Source organism: Mesorhizobium sp. ZC-5, assembly GCF_025753855.1.
Classification (GTDB): Bacteria; Pseudomonadota; Alphaproteobacteria; order Rhizobiales; family Rhizobiaceae; genus Neomesorhizobium.
Map to the genome: position 1 here is coordinate 15,986 of NZ_JAOWPT010000019.1, position 24,442 is coordinate 40,427.

10 protein-coding genes and 1 riboswitch are annotated in these 24,442 nt (G+C 61.4%); of the genes, 6 read left to right on the forward strand and 4 right to left on the reverse strand.

From position 1 onward, the window contains the following. Both OHD58_RS28530 and OHD58_RS28535 read right to left on the reverse strand, forming a co-directional pair. Entirely contained in the window at positions 1–1,572 is a 1,572-nt protein-coding gene (locus OHD58_RS28530; protein ID WP_412177311.1) for a M16 family metallopeptidase, read from the reverse strand. Between the two features lie 430 nt (positions 1,573–2,002). After that, positions 2,003–2,272: a hypothetical protein gene (locus OHD58_RS28535; RefSeq protein WP_006199620.1), complete on the reverse strand. Its 270-nt coding sequence runs from the start codon at positions 2,270–2,272 to the stop codon at positions 2,003–2,005. A gap of 440 nt (positions 2,273–2,712) precedes the next feature. Here OHD58_RS28535 and OHD58_RS28540 point away from each other — a divergent pair, with 440 nt between their 5' ends. Further along, on the forward strand, positions 2,713–2,925 hold the full coding sequence (locus OHD58_RS28540; protein WP_263791708.1) for a cold-shock protein: 213 nt from the start codon (positions 2,713–2,715) through the stop codon (positions 2,923–2,925). A 246-nt stretch (positions 2,926–3,171) separates the two neighbouring features. Here OHD58_RS28540 and OHD58_RS28545 read toward each other — a convergent pair whose 3' ends face one another. Next, positions 3,172–3,648 (reverse strand): MucR family transcriptional regulator, encoded by a 477-nt coding sequence (locus OHD58_RS28545; protein ID WP_263807001.1) that lies wholly within the window; start codon positions 3,646–3,648, stop codon positions 3,172–3,174. A gap of 607 nt (positions 3,649–4,255) precedes the next feature. On the opposite strand from OHD58_RS28545, the gene OHD58_RS28550 reads away from it, so the two are divergent. After that, positions 4,256–5,311, forward strand: coding sequence for a cytochrome-c peroxidase (locus OHD58_RS28550; protein WP_263807037.1), 1,056 nt, complete (start codon positions 4,256–4,258; stop codon positions 5,309–5,311). Positions 5,312–5,377: 66 nt separating this feature from the next. Here the strand turns inward: OHD58_RS28550 and metE are convergent, their stop codons facing one another. Further along, the gene (metE, locus tag OHD58_RS28555; RefSeq protein WP_263807002.1) at positions 5,378–7,738 is read right to left on the reverse strand and encodes a 5-methyltetrahydropteroyltriglutamate--homocysteine S-methyltransferase; all 2,361 of its coding nucleotides are present in this window, start codon (positions 7,736–7,738) and stop codon (positions 5,378–5,380) included. Positions 7,739–7,831: 93 nt separating this feature from the next. Continuing rightward, positions 7,832–8,032, reverse strand: a riboswitch (cobalamin riboswitch). Between the two features lie 994 nt (positions 8,033–9,026). Here metE and OHD58_RS28560 point away from each other — a divergent pair. The 4 genes from OHD58_RS28560 to OHD58_RS28575 are packed head-to-tail and all read left to right on the forward strand — an operon-like array spanning position 9,027 to position 24,439. Further along, a complete protein-coding gene (locus tag OHD58_RS28560; protein WP_263807003.1) occupies positions 9,027–10,148 on the forward strand; it encodes a hypothetical protein in 1,122 nt (373 codons plus the stop codon). Then, positions 10,145–13,537, forward strand: a complete 3,393-nt coding sequence (locus tag OHD58_RS28565) for a hypothetical protein (protein ID WP_263807004.1) — start codon at positions 10,145–10,147, stop codon at positions 13,535–13,537. The genes OHD58_RS28560 and OHD58_RS28565 overlap by 4 nt, the downstream gene beginning before the upstream one ends. Beyond that, the gene (locus OHD58_RS28570) at positions 13,530–22,811 is read left to right on the forward strand and encodes an RNaseH domain-containing protein (protein ID WP_263807005.1); all 9,282 of its coding nucleotides are present in this window, start codon (positions 13,530–13,532) and stop codon (positions 22,809–22,811) included. The genes OHD58_RS28565 and OHD58_RS28570 overlap by 8 nt, the downstream gene beginning before the upstream one ends. Further along, positions 22,811–24,439 carry an AAA family ATPase gene (locus tag OHD58_RS28575; protein ID WP_263807006.1) on the forward strand — a complete coding sequence of 543 codons (1,629 nt, stop codon included), beginning with the start codon at positions 22,811–22,813 and terminating at the stop codon, positions 24,437–24,439. Before OHD58_RS28570 ends, OHD58_RS28575 begins: the two co-directional genes overlap by 1 nt. The last annotated feature ends 3 nt before the right edge of the window (positions 24,440–24,442 follow it).

The following is a 24,442-nucleotide window of genomic DNA, read 5'->3' on the forward strand; positions in this document are numbered from 1 at the left end:
TCAATTCTCCGTCTCGGGAAAGAGATAGCCGGTGGTCGAATGGTCGAACACCAGATAGCGGGCGGCAACCGCTTTGACCTGATCGGCAGTGATCTTGCGGATGCGGTCCGGCCACTCCACGACGTCTTGCACGTTGCCGCCGGTGGCAAGGGTGGAGCCAAACATGTTGGCGATGTGGTCCTGCTTGTCACGGGCGAAAATCATCGAGCGGACAAAGCGGTCTTTGGCCTTTTCCAGCTCGTCGCTGGTGACGCCGTCCCTGGCGATCCGGGCGACTTCGGCATCGGCAGCCGCTTCGAGATCGACCAGCTTTGCATCTCCGCGCGGCGAGCCACGGATGGTGAAGTAGGTGGCGTCCAGCATGGTGCCCCGGAACCAGGCGTTGGCCTCGGTGGCAATACCCTGTTTCACCACCAGTTCCTGATAGAGCCGGCTGCGGTTGCCGCCCCCGAGGATCTCAGCTAGAAGGTCCAGCGCCTCGGCCTCGCCGGGCTCGGCCGTGCGATAGGAAGGCACCACCCAGTACGTCGAAAAGCTGGGCACCGCAACGCGGGCATCGCTCAGCGTCACCACGCGCTTGGTGTTCTGCTCCGGCTCGACTGGGCGAATGCGCGGCGGCAGGTCCGGTCCGCGCGCCACCTTGCCATAGGTCTTCTCGGCCAGCGCCTTGACCGTCTCCGGTTCGACATCGCCGGCCACGATCAGCACCGCGTTGTTGGGCCGGTAATAATTGTCATAGAAGGCCTCCGCGTCGGCGCGGTTCAACTTCTCCATCTCCTGCATCCAGCCAAGCACCGGTATGCGGTAGGGCTGGTTCTGCCACAGCGTCGCGACGACCTCCTCGTCCAGCACTGCGTGCGGGTTGGTGTCGATGCTCCGACGGCGCTCTTCCAAGATTACGTCCCGCTCCGTCTTGACGACGTCGTCGGTAAGGATGAGGTTGCGCATCCGGTCGGCCTCGAAGCCCATCATCTGTTCGAGGGCCAAGGGCGCTACCGTCTCGTTGAAAGCGGTGTAGTCGTATGAGGTGAAGGCGTTTTGGTAGCCTCCGATGTTGGCCACGGCGCGGTCGAACTCGTCGGCGGCGTGGTTGCTTGTGGCCTTGAACATCAGATGTTCGAAGAAATGCGCGATGCCGGATTTGCCGGGTGGCTCGTCGGCGCTGCCGATCTTGTACCATACCATATGGGTGACGACCGGCGCACGGTGATCGGGGATGACGACCACCTCCATGCCGTTGTCGAGCAGGAAATCCGCCACCTTGCCGTCATCCTTAGCGGCCGCAGCCGTAGCGGTCGTCGCGAGGACCAAAGCGGTTGCAACGAATGCTCTGCGCAGCCAGTGCGACCGAAGTTTGATCGGCGGCACCAGTTGTATTGGCTGGTTGAAAGGCAAGGTTCGAGGCAAATGTTGCACATCTCGAACGCGCCGCGTCCACCTCTCCCCCCGTGGACGGATCGGCGGGCAGCGCCGAGCCAGAGGAGGAGCAACCGCCTTCATGGTACCGGGCCTTACTCGAGCCCCATCTTCGGATGGACCCGGGAGACCGGTGTTTCTTGGTGGGGCGATCATTGGACGGCTTCTCCTTGATCCGTGACGCATGTGCGCATGACCACGCAGGTACCGTGCCAGATCAGAAAACCGTTCGGCGCAGGTGATAGTTGGGCACCGCCATGTCGCGTAGCCGACATTGTCGCACGTGGGACACCGCCGACGACGCGCTTGTGGCTTGGGACGAAATCGTCCTCGCTCACAAGAACAATTGAGCGCGCTGCGTTGGGGGATGGGATGCGCCACGAACTGGCCGGCACTCAGAGGGTTTAGAATGGAGAGTTCGGTGGTCGCCCGCGGAACGCTGTCCTTGATAAGCAGGTCAGGGTCGATGCTGAACGCGAGAGGCGTCAGGAGCGTGGCGGGCTCAAGCGCCCGGAGTCGGCTCGCACGCGCAGACAGATCTTATCAAGGATCTGCGACAGTTAATGAGGCGGCCTATAAGCCAAGCCTATCTGGTCAACAACAGCCTGATCCTGCTCAATCTTGTGCGCGCCAACCGGCGCGCGGGATTGTGGAACCGCTCGCGGGTGGCTTCCACAACAAACAGCAAGGTCATCAAATCAAGCAGGAAGTCGTCGATCGCATGGGCGATTGTTTCCGACTTATCCTTGAACTGACCCAGCAAATCGCGCGCGTCATCGATCGCATCCGCGCCGGCCGTATCCGCATCCGCGCCGGCCGCATCGATCAGACCCTCGATCTTCTTGAAACAATCCAATTTTGCGAAACTCCTTCAAGCGCTTGCCAGGCGGGTTATGCACGAAGACGGCACCCTGAACCACCCAGCCGTTATCCTGGTGGCCCGACGAATGAGGCGTCACGCTAAGTGCGTCTCGTGCGCGATGCAGTTGTTGGATCGTCGTCAGCGTATCCTGCCTGGGTCGGTAGGTCGGATGGTCGCGTGATAGGCCAGCAAAAACCAAGCCATGGACGGGCGCTGCGGAGCGTTGGAAGATCGGGTGCTTGGGCCATGCCTGAGTGGCAGCGCTGGACAAAGCTTGCTGGTGGTAGGCGGTTGCGATGGCGTGCGCCAGCTGCCCGCCGGGCGATCAAGCAGCGCCTTGAAATTTTTCGTTTTGCTACGCCTCGCTCTCGGCTATGAATCGGGCTGGCCTAATGGCCTGCCTACGTTACAATTGTTACAAAGGAATGCGTATAATGGCGACTGGAACGGTGAAGTGGTTCAACAGCACCAAGGGGTTTGGATTTATCCAACCCGACAATGGCGGTCAGGATGTTTTCGTCCATATTTCCGCTGTCGAACGCGCGGGCCTTTCGACTCTCGCTGATGGCCAGAAGATCAACTATGAGGTCGAACAGGACCGCCGCACTGGCAAATCCTCTGCTGGCAGCCTCAGCAAAGCTGGCTGAATTTTCTCCTGCGTCCCAGCCAGAGTGGGCGCAGTATGTCAGCAGATACTCACGGCCGCTCGATAAGAGCGAGCAAGAAAGTGGTTCAACGGCAAGGCCGGGCAGCAGATTGCTGCAAGGCGTCGCGAACTCCAGTAAAAGCAGGCTGTCTGCAAAGGAAAGGCGGGGTTGGTCCCCGCCTTTTTATATCCGGCGCATTTTAAGCCGATGGCTACAGCGCTCGAGAACGAATCTCGATCGTCGAAATCAAGCTGCGACCTTCTTGCGGGTCCGCTTCGCCGGCTCCGGCGCCGGCTCCGGCGTTTCCGTCTCTTTCGGTTTGCGGCCGAGCCCCATCGTCTTGGCCAATGCCGAGCGCGCCGAGGCGTAGTTCGGCGCGACCATGGGATAATCTGCCGGCAGGCCCCATTTGGCGCGATATTCATCCGGCGTCAGCCCATAGTGGGTCGACAGATGGCGCTTCAGCGACTTGAATTTCTTCCCGTCCTCGAGCGAGATGATGTAGTCCGGTGTCACCGACTTCCTGATCGGTACCGCAGGCTTGAGAGGCTCTGGCTCTTGTGTGGAGACACTTCCGGCCGTGCCTTTCAGAGCCGCGTGCACCTGGCCGATCAGGGCAGGGAGATCCCCCACTGGGACCGGATTGTTGGACACGTAGGCTGACACGACATCGGCGGTCAGCTCGATAAGGGTGTCGATGTTTTTTTCGGCTTCTTCTGTCATGAAACTCTCCAGGCGGCGTGAAACATAGTCAGCGAAGCGTCGCTTCATAGTGCCGGTTGCCACTGAAAGCAACAAACGTCTCGACGGCATTATTGCGATGCTCGTCCAGCGGCGAGCTCTTTAGCGCGGTATCGCGCCATCGTGAACGTTGATCCGCCCGTTATTGGCGACCGTGCCGCCGCGGTGCTTCGCACATTTCCAGGCGCGTCTCGACCGTGAACTTTTGCGCTCAAAAATTGCCGGTGTTCTCGAAACGAAGCGGTCTATTTCTGTTTTGCCATCCTCTCTTTGGACTGTGAAATCGATGGCCGCGGCTGTGTCCTGGCGCCGTGTCAAGGAAGATGTATCAAACGTGTTCATTCTCAATGGTCGAAACGGTGCAGGTTCATCATCCGTCAGCCGCTATTGCTCCGGCTCCGGTGCCAGCGCTTCGGGGCTTGCCGAGCACTGCCCCTTTGCTTCCCTGAAATCCACTCGAGAAGAGCGTTCACTTCCGGGCCGGTCGCGGCTCTGCCGCGACCACAGGGGACCGGTCCTGATCTAGCGCAAGGCGCCCACCAACCGCTTGTCCCACAATGGTGCGGTGCACCACGCAGGGAGACTATTTATGAAAATCCTAGTGACTACGGTGGCTGTCGCCTTGCCTGTAGCTGCCGCTCTTGCTGCGCAAGCGATCCCCGAAGACCTCAGGGAAACGGCACGGGCCACCTTCAAGGCTTTGCCATCCACCACACCGGCAGTCGCCAACAACCCGATCACACGGGAGAAGATCGCCCTTGGCAAGGCCATGTTCTTCGATCCACGCGTCTCGGCGTCAGGCGTCTTCTCGTGCAATTCGTGCCACAACCTGGCCACCGGAGGCGACGACAATCGGGAAACCTCGATCGGTCATGGGTGGCAGAAGGGGCCGCGCAACGCGCCGACGGTATTGAACTCTGTCTTCAACATCGCGCAGTTCTGGGATGGGCGCGCCGAAGACCTGAAGGCCCAGGCCAAAGGACCGGTCCAAGCCAGTGGCGAAATGGCCAACACACCGGGTCAACTCATCGCCACGCTCAAGTCGATGCCGCAATATGTCGAGTGGTTCAATGCAGCTTTCCCGGGTGAAGCTGATCGTGTCACCTTCGACAACTTCGCCAAGGCAATCGAAGCCTTCGAGGCGACACTGATCACGCCGGCCCCCTTCGATCACTTCCTCAATGGCGATGACGCCGCCATGACTTCTGAACAGAAACAGGGCCTGGCTCTTTTCATGGACAAAGGCTGCTCGTCCTGCCATGCCGGCATCAACGTTGGTGGGGACGGCTATTACCCATTTGGCCTTGTTGAAAAGCCTGGCGCCGACATCCTGCCGGAAAAAGACAAGGGCCGATTTGCGGTCACCAATACACCCGACGATGCCTATGTTTTCCGGGTGGCGCCGCTGCGCAACGTAGCACTGACCGCACCATACTTTCATTCGGGCAAGGTTTGGGATCTGAAGCAGGCCGTCGCCATCATGGGAACCACCCAGCTCGGTGAAGAATTGACGCAAGAAGAGGTCGACCGGCTCGTTGCCTTCCTTAACTCGCTGACCGGAAAGGTGCCCGAGGTCGCCTATCCCATCTTACCCGCCGAAACGGCGGCGACGCCTCGACCTGTCTCGCAAATCTTGGGAAAATAAAGGGCCGGAGCCAGGGGAGCGCTATCAACAATGATGGCGACTTTTCCCTGGGACATGGTGCGAAATTCAGAAAGGCTCCGGCCTCACTTTCTCCCGGAGCGCGCGTGCTGCAACGACCATGTTCGTGAGGGCAGGGCGGACCTCCTCCCATTTGCGTGTCTTGAGGCCGCAGTCCGGGTTTACCCACAGTTGGGCGTCGGACAATCGCTCCCGGGCAAGCATAAGGAGGGCCGAAATCTCGGCGACTTCCGGGACGCGTGGTGAGTGAATGTCATAGACTCCGGGACCGATTTCGTTCGGATATTTCGAGTTCGTGAAGGCGTCCAGAAGTTCCATTTTCGAGCGCGACGTCTCGATCGAAATTACATCCGCATCCATTTCAGCGATCGCGTCGATGATCTCGTTGAACTCCGAATAGCACATGTGAGTATGGATTTGGGTCGCGTCCTTTACACCCGTTGAAGCGAGCCGGAAGCATTCGACCGCCCAGTCGAGATAGACTTTCCAGTCGGACTTGCGCAGTGGCAAGCCTTCGCGAAACGCGGCCTCGTCGATCTGGATCATCCTTGCGCCGGATCTTTCGAGGTCCCTTACTTCATCGCGGATGGCAAGCGCGATCTGGCGGCAGGCCTCGAAGCGGGGTACATCGTCGCGAACGAAAGACCAGTTGAGAATGGTCACTGGACCTGTCAGCATTCCCTTCACCGGCTTTTCGGTAAGCGACTGGGCGAATTGCCACCAGCGCACCGTCATCGGATTGGGCCGTGACACGTCGCCGAAGATGATGGGCGGGCGAACGTAGCGGGAGCCATAGCTCTGCACCCAGGCATGCTGGGTGAAGGCGAAGCCGGACAGCTGCTCGCCAAAATGCTGTACCATGTCGTTTCGTTCGAACTCCCCGTGCACCAGCACGTCCAGGCCGATCTCCTCCTGCCAGCGAATAGCAGCCTTGGTCTCCTTCTTCAGGAAGGTCTCGTACTCGACATAGCTGAGCCTGCCTTTCGCATGAGCGGAGCGCGTCTTGCGCACCTCCGGCGTCTGCGGAAAGGACCCTATGGTCGTCGTTGGGAACGGCGGCAAGCTTAGCGTGCCGGCCTGGACTCTGGACCGTTCGGAAAATGCGCTCTTTCGATGCTTCATGCCGCCGCTGATGCTGGCGATCCGCCCCTCGACGAGCGGATCGTGGACCTTTATGGACGTTGCGCGCGCGGCGGCCGCCTCGGTCGAAGCATTCAACGCGTCTGCCACCGCATCCCTGCCTTTGGACAAGGCCTGGGCCAGCACAACCAGTTCGTCGGTCTTCTCGGCCGCGAAGGCGAGCCACGACCTGATGTCCGCGTCGAGTGCCGTCTCCATACGCAGGTCGATCGGCACATGCAGCATCGAGCAGGAAGGCGCGATCTCGACGCGGTCCAACGGCCAGCCGGCGACGATCGGCTTGATGCGGTCGAGAATGGCAGGCAGGTTCGCACGCCAGACGTTGCGACCGTCGATCAATCCAAGTGAGAGCACCAGATCCTTCGGTGCGAGACGACCAACCGTTTCCAACTGCTCGGGAGCGCGCACGAGATCGAGATGCAGGCCCGCCACCGGTAGGGAAATTGCGGTCTCGAGATTGTCTCCCAGCGACCCGAAATAGGTCGCCAACATGATCTTCAACTCGGGCACGGCTTTCGACAGTTGGCCGTAGGCGAATTGGAACGCAGCTCGTTCGTTCGGGTTCAGATCGAGCACAAGCGCTGGCTCATCAATCTGCACCCAGTCGGCTCCTGACAGACTTAGCCTCCGCAGGAGTTGCTCGTAGACAGGCAGAAGCCGTGGTAGGAGCGCGATGGGATTGAAACCTTCGGCAGGTGACTTCGCCAGCTTGAGGAAGGTTACCGGTCCAAGGATGACTGGGCGTGTGTAAATGCCGAGGGCTTTAGCCTCGAGGAAATAATCAACCGGTTTCGTGGACGAGAGGGCGAACGTCTGATCATCGTCGAGTTCGGGCACAATGTAGTGATAGTTGGTGTCAAACCATTTGGTCATTTCCATCGCGGTTAGGCTAGGTTCATGAGCCGCATGCTCGTGACCAGCGTGTCCACAATCCTCCGTTCGACCTTGGTTGCCGCGCGCCATGGCGAAGTAGATGTCGAGTGGGACCTCGCCGCTATTCCAGGCGTAACGGGATGGCACGGCGCCGACCATGGCTGCGGTGTCGAGCACATGGTCGTAGAGCGAGAAGTCGTTCGACGGGATTTTCGACACGCCGCGATCGTGCTGCTCTTCCCAGCTGGCGATGCGGAGCGCCTTCGCCGTTGTAAGAAGGTCGGCAGCACAAGATTTTCCGGCCCAGTAACTTTCAAGCGCGAACTTCAGTTCGCGCCGGCGACCGATACGCGGCACGCCGAGCGTTGCTACAGGAACTTGCTGAGAGACAGTCATGCCATACCCCGATGGTTGGGGCGTGGGGACCAGGAAGGCGCTGGTAGGCCGACAGGAACGTCGGGCTGCCGCGACCACCGAGACACCCCGCCCGTGGACATTGTTCGCCGTGGCAGGTCTCCTGGCTCGCGGGTCATAGCCTCTACCCGTCTTCCCGAGGCTGTTCGCCTCAGTGACATGAGTGGGATTGGCTCGCCGCTAACAGTTGCGGGGGCAGCGCCGGCATCGCACCGGCTTCCCTCTTAGCTCCGCTGCGGCAGTGCCGTACGGAGAACCACGACATTCAGACAATCGCAGCAGCACGCGCCTTTGTCAAACACCATATAAATAAATGTTTATGTCGTTATGTGAAATCCGTTCGGCGTTGTTCCCCTTAGGGTCGCGTGCGATGCGAGCAGCAGCGCGTTTCTATGCGAAAATGCCTTATCAGGTTCGGCATCCTGTTGCATTGTCGGCACATTGGCTACATGAGGATATTACCCCACCGCTGTAGGTGACCGATGGCTTGCCAGCCAAACGACAGTCGTGTTGTTCGAAGGGTGAACGGCGTTCCCGGCTCATAAGCTGAAGTTCACAGGTTCAAATCCTGTCCCCGCAACCAATTCTATCATAAATCAATTACCGCCTCGGTCTAACCGGGGCGGTTTTTTGTTCAAATGGCGCGCAATCACTGCGGCGCCAAAGGGCGTATCACTGCGCCGAGAAAGTCGCGCGAAACGTAAAAGCGAGCAAGTTAGCGCGGCTTGGCCCCGTGTAACGCGCAAGCATTGTCTCATTGTGGACGGTAACGGGTTGCTCATATTGGGCTAGGCAGGGCGGGCTAGGGAGTGCATGGGCCGACCGCGAAATCAGCGCCCGGCGACCCGCTCCCAAAGCGGACATGCGCAAGTATCTAGAATAGCGCGCTGACAAAAGCCGACATGGCCTGGCACCTTGGCCAATAGTCAGGCGCTTGCATGGTCCTAAGGTCCTACCCTCAGCAAACATTCTGCGTCTCGTGGAGATCCACATCGACATCTTTTACCTCTCGCCATTAGCGCAGGGCGGCCCACGTCCGCCCTGCCATCTTACCCGCGAGCAGCATCAACCCACACGCTGTTCGTCTGCCTGGATGTGTGTGCTCCGGGCTTGTAGTTAGGGTAGACCGAAAAACTGCATTGACCATCAAGAACGGCCCCTTGTTTCCTGTGAGTATCCGGTCAAAGTTCGAAAGACTTGTGGCTCAGGCGAATAATGACGCGGTAGCCTGACAAAAGGAGGAGAAGTCGTTGCTACTTGCAGAGTGCCTATGCGGATCGACCTTGGGGTCGTCGCGTTGATCGAGGACTCCGAACCTGTAGTCACGGCGGTCTTGTTGGCGCGTGGGCTCTGCGAGATCTACGACCGTATCGCCCAGGAAGGCGAGATCGTTCAACAAGGGGCTTCGATGCCACCGATCGCTCGAAGGGCGCTGGCCCGTCTGTCGCGGCATTGCCTGACCGAAGGAGTCGATGACTTGGGGTCGAGCATCCACCTGGTGATGGGGGCAGCGTCGCGGGCGATGGGGTTTTGGGGCATCCCCAGCTTCGCCGGAGACTTCAAGTACAGCGACGTGGAGTTGGTGGACGACGCCTCGGGCGTTCCGACCGCCGACTGCAGGGAACTGGCGCGGCTGGGCGGAAGCGAGTTCGATGCCATCGAAGACATCCATCATGAGCAGTTGAGGGTCGCGGTCCAGAGCTATCCGGCTGCTCAGCGGGATCGAGCTTACACCACCATCCGGGAATTCGTGGTGCGGCGGCCGGTTTGCAGTCTGGACGCCCTGCACAGGTTTATCACGAACGATCACCTGCACGGCGCGCGCGCGATCGCTGCCCTTTACCGGCCAATTCCTCAGACTGCGATGGCAAATGGCTCCGCCCGGCTGTGCGGACGTTGCGGGTCTCTGCTCTGGCCGACCAGTGATCCCGCGTTCCCCAATGGACGATGCAGAGTGCGTCGGTGCGCCATCCGTGGGGAAACGATCGTGGGCGACGGCATCGCTGATCCTTCGTTGTTTCGACTCGCCACGGGTGCCGTTCTGGCCTTCTGGGTGGGACCCGGGCTCGACGAGGTGGCGTTGCATGACCACCTCGCTGGCCAAGGCCGATCCGTTTCCCTCTACCCCATGTCCGATGCTGCGGACGTCGGGCTCGACGGGCTGGAGGTTGGTCTGGACGTGAAAAGCTACGCGAGCCCGCTCGTCCTCGGCGCTCGATTGTCCAGAGGTGTTGGGCGTCTCAGTATCTTCGGTCGGAAGATCATCGTCGTCCCAGACTACAAGGTGCGGCTGAACCCCCGCTACATCGACGATCTCCGAGCATCGTACGTAGGTGCAGAAGACTTGGAGTTCATGACGGTTGCCTCCGTCATCGAGGAATTCTCGGCATGAGAGCGCAGCCGAAGGACTTTGTGGGAGCCCTGGGGGCGCAATGGTTGTGCGCGGCCATGGACACCATCCTTGGGGCGAAGCATCTTCGCGATGCCCCAGCCTTGATGTCGGGCTTCGGCTCAGTGCTGGACAGCGCAACGCTTAAGGGCTTCGCGGAAGCGGCCACGGCCCTTCGTCTGCTCGGCGTCGTGGCTGCATCGGAGATTCAGCTGCGTCAGCTGGTCTACTCGGCGCTTAGCTGGGAGGAGGACCACCGCCACCTGCCCGATTACAGGGAGCCGCCGTACAGGATCGATGCATCAGATCCTCGGTTCCCGTTCCGCAGGCGAGTCCCGGACGACGACCCAGAACTGGTCGCGATGATGGCTGCGCTCAAGAACCCTTTGGCGTTTAGATCATGGTCGCTCACGGCGGCCGATCCGACACGATCTATGATAGTCGAGGTGGGTCCCTCAGGATCGAGCGAGAGGATCTCCGTTGATCTCGAAAGCTTCCTTCCAGATGCTCCGCCGCGTTTCGATTTCACCAGGGAGCCGCGTGGTGCCATCGAAGTACCGGTATCTGAACTGATCCTCGTGGCCGAGGAACTCGACGAGATGGATCGGCGGCAGCCGGGACGACCGCCCGGCAACTGGGCGGCCCGGATGCGCGAGGCGAATGGCGCTCTGAAGGTGGAGATGCTCTCACCCGATAGGGCCACTGGTCGCCTGGTCGCGAAGGACACCATTCGGCTAGACGGGCTGCGGCACCTGATCGGTCTCCCCGGCACCGGCAAGACCACGTTGATCGTGCTGTTGCTCATGTGGCTGAGCGCACGGGATTACCGCGTCGTCGTACTGCTGCCATCCATTGAGACATCGTTGAACCTGCTTGGCGACCTGCGCAAATACGGCGCTGATGTCGGTCTGCTGATGGGCCAATCGCCGCAGACGCGCATAGATCACGCTCGAAAACTTGCCGATCGCATTGGCGCAACCGAGACCAAAGGGTTCGGCGCAACGGCGGAGGGCGCGGAATTGTTGGCACTGAACTGCGCCTTGGGCGGCTTCGAACAGGATGCTCAACCAGAACGCGAGTTTCCTCACCTGTCGCCCCCGTGCACGTCCGTGCTTCAGCGCTCGGCCAGGGCGGATGGCTCGCTGCGACCAACTGAAACGGCCCATCTCTGTCCACTGTCGGCGCACTGTGGCCGCCTGAGAGCGCCGAGGGAACTTACCGATCACAACATCTGGTTGGGCCATGTACTATCGATGGACACCCGGATCAGCCCGCACTTCAGCGATGATCGGATTCGACATTTCGAAGCGGTGGCCATGAATTCCGATCTGGTCATGGTTGATGAGGCGGACGGAGCGCAAGCCGTCCTCGACCGCAAGGCCGTGGCGTCGCTCGATCTGACCGGCAGCGAGTCCAGTTACGAGCACGCGCTCAATCGAGATCTCTTCGTTCCGTTGTCGACCGGGCGAACCGACGTAGCGGCAGGCAGCATCCAGCAGTACGGTCGAGCAGCGTCCGACTTCCGCAGCTTGAATCACAGCCTGGTCGGGCACCTTCAGAACCTGAGGCTCCGAAGCGGAGTGGAGACGCCGCTATCGCGGTTCGAGGATACCTTCGTCACCGGCAACAACATCCTCACGGCCATCTTCAGCCCAGAGGACATTTCCATCCTGTCGGGCTCCCAACGCGAGAGCGAAGAAAGACGCTTCAACGCCATCCGGGCGTTCTGGGACGGCTGCATCCGCGCGGCCCTGATGCGCCGCACGGACGAGGACCAGGACGTCGACGGATACGGCTTCGATCCCGAGCGCATCGCCATCGACCTAGGCAGGAGCAAGGGCGAGGTGTCGGCGACCGCAACGGCCATAGCGGGGCTGACGCGCGACTGGATCTCGGAGCCGCTGGCTGCGCAGCGTGATCAGTACTTGGAGCAGGTACGCAGCGAATTCTTCAAGCTCGTCGAACCTGGCGCTCATCTGGGGCGTGACGAGGTCGTCGAGCTCTTCCGTTTTCTCGTCGGCGTGACCACCGTCGTCATGCAGTTTCTTGCGCTAATCCCTGCTCAGCAGGCCATGGTGGCCGAGGGCGTTCACAGGGAGCCGCTGTTCCAGCAAGGCATTTCGGAGGACCTCGGGCGGCTGGTTCCGGAGGCGCTGATCGGTCGGCTCTCCGGAGTCCGGTTCCGCTATGAGGACGAAGGCCTCCGGTCCAAGGTTCGCCTGCAATACGTGTCGTTCCGCGGCGCTCCCAGGGTGCTGCTGTATCGTCTTGGCAGGTTGTTGAGGCATCAAGGCCGTGCAAGGGGCCCCAATGTCCTGCTTGCGAGTGCAACTTCGTACTTGGCGGAGAGTCCAACTTTCCATATCCCCGTCGGGCCTGACATCGTCCTGCGTCGCACCGGGCGGGACGCGGGGTCGCGCCAGTCGAAGTACGTGTTCGCGCCGATACCAGACACATCGAACCCAAGCCGGATGCTGCGGTTCAGCGGCTCGTCGACCACCGAGCAAGACAGAGTGCTCAAGAAGATGGTCGAGCACTACTTCCTCGGCGAACACCCGTTGGCGATGCAAATGGTGACCGACTTCGATCCTGGCCGCAAGGTCGGCATGGTGGTGAACAGCTATGAGCAGGTGATGAAGATCAAGGCCCATATCAAGAGGATAAGGCCAGATTTGGCGGGCCGCGTGATCGGCGTGGCGAACAGGCCGCCCGATCAGAACGATGGGGATTGGATCAGTGCCGCACAGGTCGAGCGCCTGAGCGCTAGGGACAATTGGGACGTCCTCCTCTTCCCGATGAAGGCGCTCGCAAGAGGGGTGAACATCGTCTTCGAATCGGGGCCTAGGGTCCGCGATGCCTTGCTCGGGACCCTCGTGTTCCTAATTCGTCCGCATCCGGCATCGGAGAGCCTGGACCTCGTCGCGGGTATTGCCGGTCAACAGTCGTTGGCATTCGACATGCGGCATTTCCGCGACGAGGAAGGATACGAGGACTTGGCGACCGCTTGGCGCCACGCGCGTCGCGAGCTTTCATCAGTCACACGACGCCTGTTGCGGTTCCCACTGCAGGCCAGCCGACTAGGCGAGCTCGCGATACCCTTCACGGCGGACATAATGGTCGACGTGCTTCAGACCATCGGCAGAGCGATGCGCAATGGAGCAGCCGCGCGGGCGATCTTCGTGGACGCTGCATGGGCACCTCGCTCCGCGGCAGGTGCTCAGGACAACTTCCGGAGCAGCATGCTGGTGGCGATGCGGGACATCCTGCGCAATCGTATTCACGACGATGACGCCGTCGATGCCGAAATCTATGGGGCTCTCTACTCGCCCTTCTACGATCCGCTGCGCCGCTGCGCGGGCGTAGCATTCTCGGATGGACCACTAGATGAGTGACCGACTGCCAGACATCCTGTACCGCGGCGTGAAAGGCAGTCGGTCTGGAGGAAGGGAAACCGTCGTCTCTGCGCTGCAGTTCGACGGCGAGGCCGGCGATCCCGTGGAGGCTGAACGCGTCACGTGGACAACGCGCGCTGCGGCATTGATGAGGGAACTCGCTCAGGCGGGTGACGCTTCCGAGAGGGAAGGGGGGCACGCGTTGCCATACGCTTCCCTGCGGGCGTCGATCGCGTCGCAGGTGCCAGAAGCATTGGTCCTGGAGCGCGACCTGGGTGCGCCTTGGTCAGACCAGCCAAGAGCATTGATGGATGTGCCGAGCAGCGGCGATCTCAAGGAGAGACTGGGAAGGGCGCTCACACTGTGGGTAGGGTCGGCATTGCGCCCATGGGCTACAAGAGTCGGTGCGCCCGAGCAGCTCGTGGATGCGATCGACGTCTTGGCCTCGAACGCCTTTTCCTGGCAACGCCGCTCGGTAGTTCTTGGAGGAGCTTTGACGTCCGACAGTTTCGTGGAGGCGCGGGATGCCATCATCCACACCTTCGCGCGTTGCCTCGAAGGCAAAGTGCTCTTCGAGGGCATGGGGCCGGTTCGGCGGATTGTTCGGGGTCGCAGTTCGTCCAATCAGATCGACTTCATCACCTGGCCGAGGCGGCACGGCGAAGCACTCTATTCGATGGTGGCCACGATCACGGTCGAGACCGTTCCGTTCTCCGAAAAGCCGATCGCCACAGTGCGCGCGTCCCGTCGGCGCTGGATGCAGGAGGTTCCAACCGGTCGAGTCCTCATCGGTCAGAGCAACGTGAGCCTTACGCTCATGGCCCAGAACGGTGCGAAAGTGTGCTTGGAAGTACCAGCGCCGGTGCGATCGCAGCAGGTTCAAGACCCGATCACGCCTGAATTCCTCGGGCACCTGCTCGGCACGGGCGCCGACATCGGCAGCAGCATGGCCGAGCAGGTGGAGAGGGGTGCCAGTTCTTCCCACTTCTTCGGCATCCCGTACTCGCCGCGTTTCGGTTCCCATCCCATCGGCGCGGGCGTTTCAACGAGAGATCAGACCGATCTCTTCGATGTCGTGCAGCAGATTATGGGCGGCCTCGGATTCGTCGCGATACCGTTTGAGGAGACAACCACGACCAAGCAGGTGCCGAAGCGGGCCGAGGAACTCCACAAGGCATTGGAGACCGAGGCGCTGCTGTCCGACATCGCCATTGCAGTAGGGCGAAACGATCTTGCGGACGATGCATCCATCCGAGCCGCGTGGGACTCCCTGGATCTTGGCGAGTATGGTCCGATCATAAGCGCCACGGCCGCGTCCAAGGCCCGCGAGAAGCTGCTAGAGGTCAGAACCGCCAACGCCCAACGGGTGTCCAGAGCTTTCGGTGAGAAGAAGCCATCGGTGGTGGCGATTGCTCGTAGCGAGAACGAGCGCCGCCTGCTCGAATCTGTCCTGCGAACCCTATTCGGGACAAGTATCGAGGTGAGCACTCGTCCGCTGCCCAGCGATGTGCACGGATCACGCGCGACCCTTCCGCTGTCCGAAGCGAAGAATGGTCAACGCTTCGAGGCTCGTGTCGCCGCATGGCGACCTCTTGCCGAGCTGCTTAACCAGATCGACGGTGGCTGTCACGCGCTGGTGCAGGCGACCGACTGGTATGATGGACGACCAGACGATCCAGTCAACAAGCCGGCCGGTCGGTACGCACTCGCCGCGGAGGCCAACGCGAACGTGCAATATCTGCGACCTAGGGCGTCGGGTCATAGAGGATTCGCGAACTACCTCCACCGGATACAAGCGGCGACGTACGATCTGATATTCGGTCATGCAGGACTGGTCTCCGATGTCGCGAACGTGGTCGCCGATGCGTTCCGGGACAGCACGGAGGAGCCAACATCGTTGATCGGGATATCCGTCCTCACTCAGGCGCGCACCCGACTGGCAGGCAAGGGCGGCAAGCTCTGCATCGCGACCCGGGTCGATTGCGAGAACGGTCGGACCACGGCACGGGTGGGCTGGTACGACGGCGAGATGAAGTGGTCCGCGAGATGGGAGCCGCTGTTCAAAGCCTTGAAGCGGATCGCAAGCCCTTCGATCAAGGCGTCATTGGGGAGCGGCCTTGCGACCGAACGCGCCAGTTTCCAGGCGTTCGTGCGCGAGATCTTGGACGATTGCGTTGAAGTCGGCGACCGCCCCCTCGTCATGATCGACAGCACTGGGGCAGCCTCCCTGTGGCCCTGGCTTAAGGACGGTCAAATCTCCGGCGAGATCACTCTTGGTTCGGAACGCCTGGACGCCTCTCGTCGATGGCCCGGCGCCAGATTGGTTCGCGTGCGCTTGGGCAATGCGGCTCGGATCGCCGAGCGCAAGACCACTGACTATGTCGCGGTTGCCACCGACACGGGAGCCGAGACCGGTGAGATCCTCCGCCGGTACTGCCCCACCATAGTCGCGAGGACGGTCAAGCTCTCGTCGTCGCGCACTGGCGCTCATTACTGGGCGACAGCGGGATATTTCCAGATGTCGCTGCCAAGAGGACTGAGCGTCTATCGGCGTCTGGTCTCACTGGTTCACGTGGCCAAGGCGTTCAAGGACGCTCCTCAACCCATGGAGAAGCTCTTTGCGCCGATCGAGATACCGATCTTTGACGTGAGCTACCGGCTCCCGAACCCGATCGAGATCACCGTCGCCAGCACACGGGAGGGGGACGATCCCGATCGCATTGCCCACCTCGTCGCCAGCCTCAGGTACGGCTATGGGCATACCGCGTCCGCCACGTCCTTGCCCGCCCCACTATCGTTCGAGTCCAAGGCGCGCGATTACATGACGCGCTTCGCTCTTGATCTGTCCCCGGAGGAGGACGACGAGGCCGCCGAAGTCGGGCAAGGACCAACGGTCGACGACGGCACGTATGCCGACGAGGGCGCGCCGGATGATGCCGGTGCTGGCGGTGGGGCATCCGACAAGCAGGCCTGGGACGGCATACTTGCCAGCAAACCGGGGGTGACGGTCCTCAATGCTCCGCTATGGCCTAGGGACGCCGGCGCGCCCATCTTCAAGCCCAGCGATCGGTCTGAGACCGCTGTGCACATGTTCCATCAAGCGCCGAAGGTGAATAGGGAGCGGCCAAACGACGACGGCGATGAAGAAGCGCCTACTTGGTCGGAACTTGCGGGAGTCATCCGTCTCCCGGACTTCGTGACCGAGGAATGGCTCTCCGAGTTTGTGCAGATTCCGAATGCACAGCTCAGGGCCATTCATCAGTCTCGATCGGAACTGGCGACATTGACCGGCTTCGATGGCTGGCCGGACCTCCGGCCCGACCAGAACGACTTCGTGCCGATCCTGTTGAATGGACTGAGGTATCCACGGTTCGCCGCCGCGATCTGTCAGATCGCCAAACGAAGCATGGCTTCGAACAAGGCTAAGCAGTGGAGCCCCTTCAACCCTCTCTGGCGCCAAGCGATCACGGCGGCGAAATCCACGGTCCGGTCCGATGCGTCCCTCTCCAGACCCGACACCTTCTGGAATTTCCTCGATATCCTGTTGAAGGGCGACGCGGTCCGACTCGCCAAGGCTCAAGTCGTGCTTGGCGCCTATGAGCACCCGTTCGACGCAGCGATCATCGGCACGATCAAGAACGATGGGCGGCTCGGGGACGTTCGCGAGTTCGCGACCGACGCCGCCGAGCACCTTTTTCGTTCCGACTACGAATGGTCCGGCGACATTCGCCGCTTCCCACCCAAGCCGACTGGCGAGGGTGAGGTGCAACCTGCTCAAGTCGAGTTCGCCGACCCCGAAGGGCCATCCATCAACACGGCCCGTCAAACCCAAACGGAGCATGTCCCCATGATTGGTACCAATGCAGTTGGCCATTCAGCACCTGCCTTGGACATGGGAACGGAAATTGATATGGCGTCCGACGCACCCGATGGGACGACGTCGATCGACGATGAAGCCGCTTGGCGCAGCGCCATGGGCAGCATCCTACGATTTGCCGACCCCGACGCGGGGCCCGACGAAGGCGTCCTAGCCAAGATCGAGGAGCAGCTCGAAGCCGCGCGGCAGGCGCTTGTTCGATACGATGCGTCCAAAAAGAAGGCTGTGTCCGCTCAAGCCTTGTTGGAACGCTCCCAAGCGATACTCGAACACGCCAAGGCAGTTCTAGTCGATGCCGGGGTCGAGAACGAGGATTTCGGTAGCGTTCCGACCGGGTCCTTCAGCGCGACGATCGATCTTGAAGCAGCGGCCTCGATCGAAGAGACGCTTGCGTCGGCGGAGGAAATTGGGAGCGCTGCGCGGGAGAAGATCGACAAGGCGCAACGCATCCTCCGGCAAATGCTGATGACTCGACTGGACGAAGCCTCCGCTCTGAGGATACAAGCGATCGAAGCGGGTCGTAGCGTGATCGCCTCCGTGATCGAGGTGCTGCAGCGATTGGCGCCGGTCCCGCGGCCCTCCGGGGACAGGCAGTTCGAGGCTTCGGTTGATTCAGCCGAACCGCCCGCGTCGGACGAGCCGCCTTCTCTCGCAGCGGACGCGCCGGAAGCCGACGAGACCTTCTCGACACCGCTGGACGATGTCGGCGAAATCTCTTCGAAGCGCGATTGGGATTCCTCCAATGAGCTGGATGAATTCACGCCCGTCGAGGATGCCGATCTCGTCCTCGATCGGTTCGCAACCGAGCCGGACGAGGGCGAAGATGCATTGGCATCCGGTCCGGATCCGATGGTGGCGAAGCTCGAAGAACGATTCGAGGAATTCGTCGTCACACAGAGGTTCGGGCTTGCATTCCACTTGTCCGAGGCGGCGCGTCGAGCTGGCCTGCACCAGGATTTCGCCGTTTCCCTGCCGGAATTGAAGCTTGCTGCCTTCGCGGGCCGCTTCAACCACTCTGCCCACCAGGGCAGCTCCGTGGTCCACGATCTGATGACCGAGGCCGCGCTGGTGTTCGAGAGCCTCGATGACGAGCAATCAACGACCACGGCGAGGCGGATCATGGGACTGGCTTCACTCGCACCATTCGCGATCTTCCATGGGGAGTCCGACGCCAAGGCCGCCCTTGAATCCCTGCGTCAGGTGGGGCCGGGCCTTGGGAAAGCAGTCCATGGGCTGAGGGAGGCCTTGGCAGCTCCGCTCAGATCCGGGATCTCGCTCAGTCCTTCCCTGCTTCGGCTGGCGCGCGAGGATGCACAGGACGACGAGTACACGCGCATCCTTGCTGACAAGATCAAGCATGCCTTAGAGGAATTCGGGGCCAAGCGCTACAAGTTCCAGTTGGGGAACAAGCTTCGTGGTGCCCTTACCAACCGTGATGGCGCCTTAGGCAACCTTGGGGCGCGGGTCGAACGAGGCGGGCAGTCGGCATTGGACGCCGCCCGAAAGTTCGCTGCCCAGTACAACGACCGTAGCTCTGTCATCCACCTCCTCGAGGAGACGGAGAAGCGGGTCGCAACATACAAGCTCACAGGCATCGATGGCATCGCCAGAGAGAAGCTCGTCGGCCTCATCCAGTCGCTGGCGCAACTCTGCGCGGAATACGTCGATTCCGCCGACGCTGCGCCAGTGATGAAAGGCATGAGGGCCAATATTCAGAAGGCGAGGTCCGGCATCACCGACGCGGTCGATACCCTGGATGGCGCGCTCGCGCAGTTTCCAGCGGCCACCGCTCTGGAGGCATCCGCCGTCAAGTTCGCACGAGAAGCCTTCGACAGCTTCAAAAAAACGCTGAACGGCGGGGAATCCACCCCTAGTCCAGTCGATCATCTGGTTGCTCTGCATGGGCAGCTCCTATGGGTATCGGCGCTCAACTTCGGCCGCGGTTGGTATCCGGCGCCGTACGCGCCAGAAACTGTCACGAGCGCGCTCGTCGGATTGGGCTCGGACCAAATCCATGGCGCCGCCGATGGGGCTGCCTTCGATACCGCGATCCGGAAGCGACTGGCTGTCGGGTCGCACATCGCAGCGTCGATGATGATCGAAATGGCGGTATCGTTCGGGGTTGCCGACTTCGATCCCGAAGGCCTGTCCGAACTTCGCCTTGCAGATGAGGAGACGAAGAGGGATTCGCTCGAGGCGGATCTTCGTGACGCAAGGTTGATGGTCGACCGCGTCCAACGAATGGGAGGTGTCGGTTCCATCGACGAAGCGCAGTCGCTTCTCTCCCTGCTGGATCGGATCGAACCCAGGACATTGCCCGAGATCGTGCCCTTGGAGGCACGAACGGAAGCAACGGAGGACGACGAGCAGATACTCGACTTCAGGGCGGCGTACGGGTTAGTCGCGGACGTCAAGAGCAAGGTCGACGTCCTTCTCACCCGTCCCCGCGAACAGCTGCTGGCTCGGCTGGGGGTGTTGGAGTCCAGGAGGACGGCCGCTGCTGGTGATCTGGAGACGGTGCGTGGATTGGTGCAACGTGACGATCTCTTGACGGCGACCGAATACGTAGAGTTCCTCGAGAACGGTCGCGGGCTGCCTGAGACCACCTCGCCCAACCCTCGATACAGAGCGTACTTCCCGAAGGTGCCCGATGCGTTGGCGGAGATGTCTCGCACCGAGCAGGATCGCATACTTTCAGTGATCGAAGGGGGCGGCGAGTTCGCCGGTCTGAACTTCGGACGGATCGCTGCGGATCGTCGCGCTGATGTGGTGAACCTGCTGGAGGAGTGGAACGAGCTCAAGCGAGCGGTCGCCTCGTTGCGACAAGAAGCAGACGTCGCAGGCCGCCTCGTGCGGTTGCTCGAAGGCTTCGGACTGAATGTCGTGCTGCGGTCACCGAATCCGCGCGGCAATCGCAAGTTCTACACCGTGGACATGCATGTGGACCTGTTGCCGGACAGCGCCTCGGTACTTCTTCCAGACTTCGGCAGTCTTACGGGGGGAGAGTATCGCTTCTGCATCGGCCCCAAGATGCCCACCGATGGCGAGGTTGCCGGCATCGAGGCCGATGCAGGAGCCCTCCGGCTAGTCTTCGTCGTGACCGATATGGTTCCGTCCGAGCGTCGGCGGCAGCAGCATCTGTCCAGTCTGGAGAAATCAAGGCGGCTGCTCGCGATCGACGAGTCCATCGTCTATTTCACGCTTTCCGAGCCCGAATCGCGCGGACTGACCTTGTTCGAATTGGCTCAGCCTTTCTCCTTCGCGGATCCTTACCGCGACTATGGCAACCAGGCCGTGCCGAGAGAGATGTTCTTCGGGCGCGCCGAGGAGCGCAGAAAGCTTCTTGAGCCGCATGGCAGTTGCATCGTCTACGGCGGGCGACGCCTGGGCAAGACCGCGCTGCTACGTCATCTGCAATCCGAGGAGGATGACCCCGGAGCCGGCACAGCGGTGGCGTACGTGAACATCAACGACATCGGGACCAATGCTGGCGAAGAGCAGATATGGGAATCGATGTCCCGCGAACTGAAGCCGATCTTCTCGAAACCGGTCGAGCAGAGCGATCGGTTCAGCGAGACGATCCGGCGCTGGCTGGCGGGGGACAGCAAGCGGCGGGTGCTGGTGCTCCTGGACGAGTCCGATAGGTTCATCCAGGCCGATGCAACCAAGGATTTTGTCCAGTTTATTCGTCTGCAAAGGCTAATGGACGATACGAACCGACGGTTCAAGTTCGTGCTCGCGGGTCTGCACAACGTGACGCGGCTCGTGCACACCGAGAACCCGCCCCTCAAGCATATCGCATCCGATCCCCAGCGTATCGGGCCGCTCATGGACGACGAGCTTGGGGATGCCGAGGCATTGGTCAAGCGTCCATTGGCGGGCATGGGTTATGAGTTCGAGAACCGTGAGGACGTCTGGCGCATCCTCAGCTACTGCAACTACTACCCGGTCCTGGTGCAGAAATTCTGCGAGGGCCTGGTTCGGGAACTGGTCAAGGAAACGTTGAAGAAGCGACGGCCCATAACCGGGATCACGTCGGACCACGTTCGCCTGGCGCTGGAGAACGAGACGATAGCGAAGGAGATCGGCGAGACCTTCGATTTCACGATCAGCAAGATCGAGGACCGGTACTCCCTCATCGCGAACATCGTCGCCGAGCGAGCCCTGCGCGATGCCGCGGACGGCCGAGTGGGTGAAGGCATGACCGCAGTGGAGGTCCGCGACGCCGCCGCGTCTTGGTGGCCAGCGGCCTTCGGGGAGGCCAATCGCCTCTCGGTGGCAGAGGATCTGCTCGACGAGATGGAGGGATTGGGAGTGCTGCGTCGCGTGCAGCCCGATCGCTGGGCGCTTCGTTCGCCGACGATCCTCCGGCTCCTTGGCAACGACGACAAGATCGCGGCCAAGCTCGGCGAGTTCATGGATCGCAATGCCCCACCGGTCTTCGACCCGCGGTCGATGCGCCGAAAGCTCAAAGCAAATGCGGCCATGCGCATACAGGAGGGCGGGATGAGTCCGCTCACCTTGGGTCAGGAGCACGACATGCTGCGGGACAGGGTCCCTGCCACACTGATCTTCGGCAATGCGCTCTCCGACATCGGGATGGTTACAGGCGCCCTCTCCTCCGCCTCGAGCTCCCGGGAGGACAAGCGCGGTACCGGGCACGTCACGGCCCGGTCGTTCCAGTCGATGGATGCCATGCTCAAGGACCTCAAGGGGCCGTTGCCCGGAGAGCCCGCCGCGCTTCTCGTCGTTCATGACGCCAGTCCATGGAACGCCGCGTGGGTCGAGGGGGCACTCCGCGCCAGATCGGTCCGCGAGGGGAAGGTTCGATTGATCTTCGTGGGGCAACCGGAACACGCCCTGGATTGGGTCCGCGACCCGAGCAGCAAAGCACTGTCCAAAGAGGTGAAGATCGTGCCGTTGCAGACCTGGTCCACAACTCTAGCGGACCATTTCCTGCATCAGGAGCATCTCGATCCGATGCACTTCAGGGCTTCGTTGCAGGCCGCAACCGGCGGTTTCAACCGGCTGATGCAGCAATTGTTCACCACGGGAGGAACTGTGAACGCCAAATCCCTGGCGACGAGGCTCGAGAATACGGCAGTTCGACGTCGCCGCGATCCAGCGTTGCCGGGCGAACTGGGCCTCGCAGGGGCGATGTACGACATATTCAAGGCCGTAGCGGTATACACGGAGGGCGATATCACCGCCTATGAGATAGGTGAAGGACCGGTTGCGGAGCTTGGTGCCAACCTCGCGGGGCAGCAGGTCGTCGATTTCGGAGTGATGATGGGTCTGCTCGAGGCACAGGGAGCAGGGTCGGCTCGCGACGAGGACAGCCGACCGTACCGTTTGAACGCGCTCGCCAGATCGTTGCTCGGGGCCGGAGGTTCGTAGTGACCATCGACTGGGGCAGCGTGGACTGGTGGGATCTACCAGGACCATCAGCGTTTCTAGGACGTGCCGTCGACCGGCTGGCTTCCGACGACGGCGGCTTGATCGGGCTCTCCTTCCCAATACGACGGCCAACCGGCCTGATCCTAGCCCTCGTATCTGCTTTGGAGCAGGGGCGAGGGCTTCGTGCAATCCTGGTAGACGCCCGGAACGCCAGCGGCGCCCGATCGCCTGCTCACGCCTTGGCCGCAGCTGCTGGGGCGCCACCCGGAAGCATCCGATCCACCAATGACTTCATCGAGTCGGCCGCCCTTGCGAACGCCGTGTTCCTCATCGACGAGCTGGGTGTTGAGCAGTGGAACCAATGGAGCCTCTTCTTCCGCACCTTCCGCAATGAGCGAACCCGGTCCGGAAGGATCTCGGCCCCCAGCCTGGGGGTGCTTACACCGCTGACTCTCCCTCTCGATGAGGTCGAAGCGGTTTTTGGTTCATCCGAGGTGAAATGGCGAGACGTGGTCTCCCGAGCGGATATGCACCTCTTCGTCGAGTCGCGGCTCGGACGGTCCGGTCGTCTCGCGGAGCGGGCAGCCGTAGCGACTGTCGCGGAAGTCGCATGCTGGGACCCTGGGATTGCGCTTCAACTCACTGAACGCCCTATAGGGGACCAGATCGACCCGCGTCAGCTCCTCAGCGCACTGGAACTCAAGCTTGGAACGCCCTCTTGGTCGAACGGGCTCGTCGACCTGATGGACGGAGCTCCGCACATGCACACTCTGGCGCTCCTGGGCTCCAGGGAGCTCTTGGCACGACGGGTATGGCGGGCACACGTCGCGACCATCTTCCCCGCGATTGAACAGATCCGCCAAGCGTTCGTGGAAAGGTACTTCGGCAAGCTCACCTCGATCCTGCCTGTCACCAAGACCTTCCAGAACAACACGCAGCGAACGTACCACCATCCCCTCGAGCTTGAGATCAATGACGTCTTCTATCATCTGAAGGATGAGATCCCGCCGCTCGAAGCGAACCTTCTCCGAGACCTCAAGACGCTGAGGACATCGATGGCCCATATGGAGCCCGGCGACGCTTCGCTCATCGTCAGGGCATCCAGGAGCTGGCAGATGATGCTTGGGGATACCGAGGGCTTCGCCGGCGGCGTCGGTTGGGATTGGCCGCGCTGCGGTCAACGCCTCGTCCTGCTGGTCGGTCCGTCCGGGGCGGGCAAGAGCTCCTATGCCGCGGCCAATTACTCGACCGAGCTGGTGATATCCGCCGATGCGATCCGCGAAGAGCTCTATGGCAGCCACAATATGACCGGAGGTCAGGAGGCCGTGTTCAACACGGTGCGGCAACGTGCAAGACTTGCACTCGCCGCAGGGAACAGCGTGGTGATCGACGCCACCAACCTCAGACGCAACGACCGTCTACTCAACGCCACCTTGGTCCCGGCCGACATCGCGGTCGACTACGTGCTCATCGATCGTCCGATGGCGGAGAAGCTGCGCGATGGCGGTTGGCGTCTGGAAAAGAAAGGCCTCATCGAGGGCCACACCAACCTCCTGCTCGGGGAACTTGGTGACATCCTGGCGGGCGATGGCCTGCCGAATGTGACCGTTCTCGATCGACGAACCTAGATC

Bases quoted from the DNA above. Each gene is read 5' to 3' on its own strand.
- OHD58_RS28530 (WP_412177311.1), bottom strand. From the start codon at position 1,572: ATGATCGCCCCACCAAGAAACACCGGTCTCCCGGGTCCATCCGAAGAT.
- OHD58_RS28545 (WP_263807001.1), bottom strand. From the start codon at position 3,648: ATGACAGAAGAAGCCGAAAAAAACATCGACACCCTTATCGAGCTGACC.
- OHD58_RS28540 (WP_263791708.1), top strand. From the start codon at position 2,713: ATGGCGACTGGAACGGTGAAGTGGTTCAACAGCACCAAGGGGTTTGGA.
- OHD58_RS28565 (WP_263807004.1), top strand. From the start codon at position 10,145: ATGAGAGCGCAGCCGAAGGACTTTGTGGGAGCCCTGGGGGCGCAATGG.
- OHD58_RS28560 (WP_263807003.1), top strand. From the start codon at position 9,027: ATGCGGATCGACCTTGGGGTCGTCGCGTTGATCGAGGACTCCGAACCT.
- OHD58_RS28570 (WP_263807005.1), top strand. From the start codon at position 13,530: ATGAGTGACCGACTGCCAGACATCCTGTACCGCGGCGTGAAAGGCAGT.
- OHD58_RS28550 (WP_263807037.1), top strand. From the start codon at position 4,256: ATGAAAATCCTAGTGACTACGGTGGCTGTCGCCTTGCCTGTAGCTGCC.
- metE (WP_263807002.1), bottom strand. From the start codon at position 7,738: ATGACTGTCTCTCAGCAAGTTCCTGTAGCAACGCTCGGCGTGCCGCGT.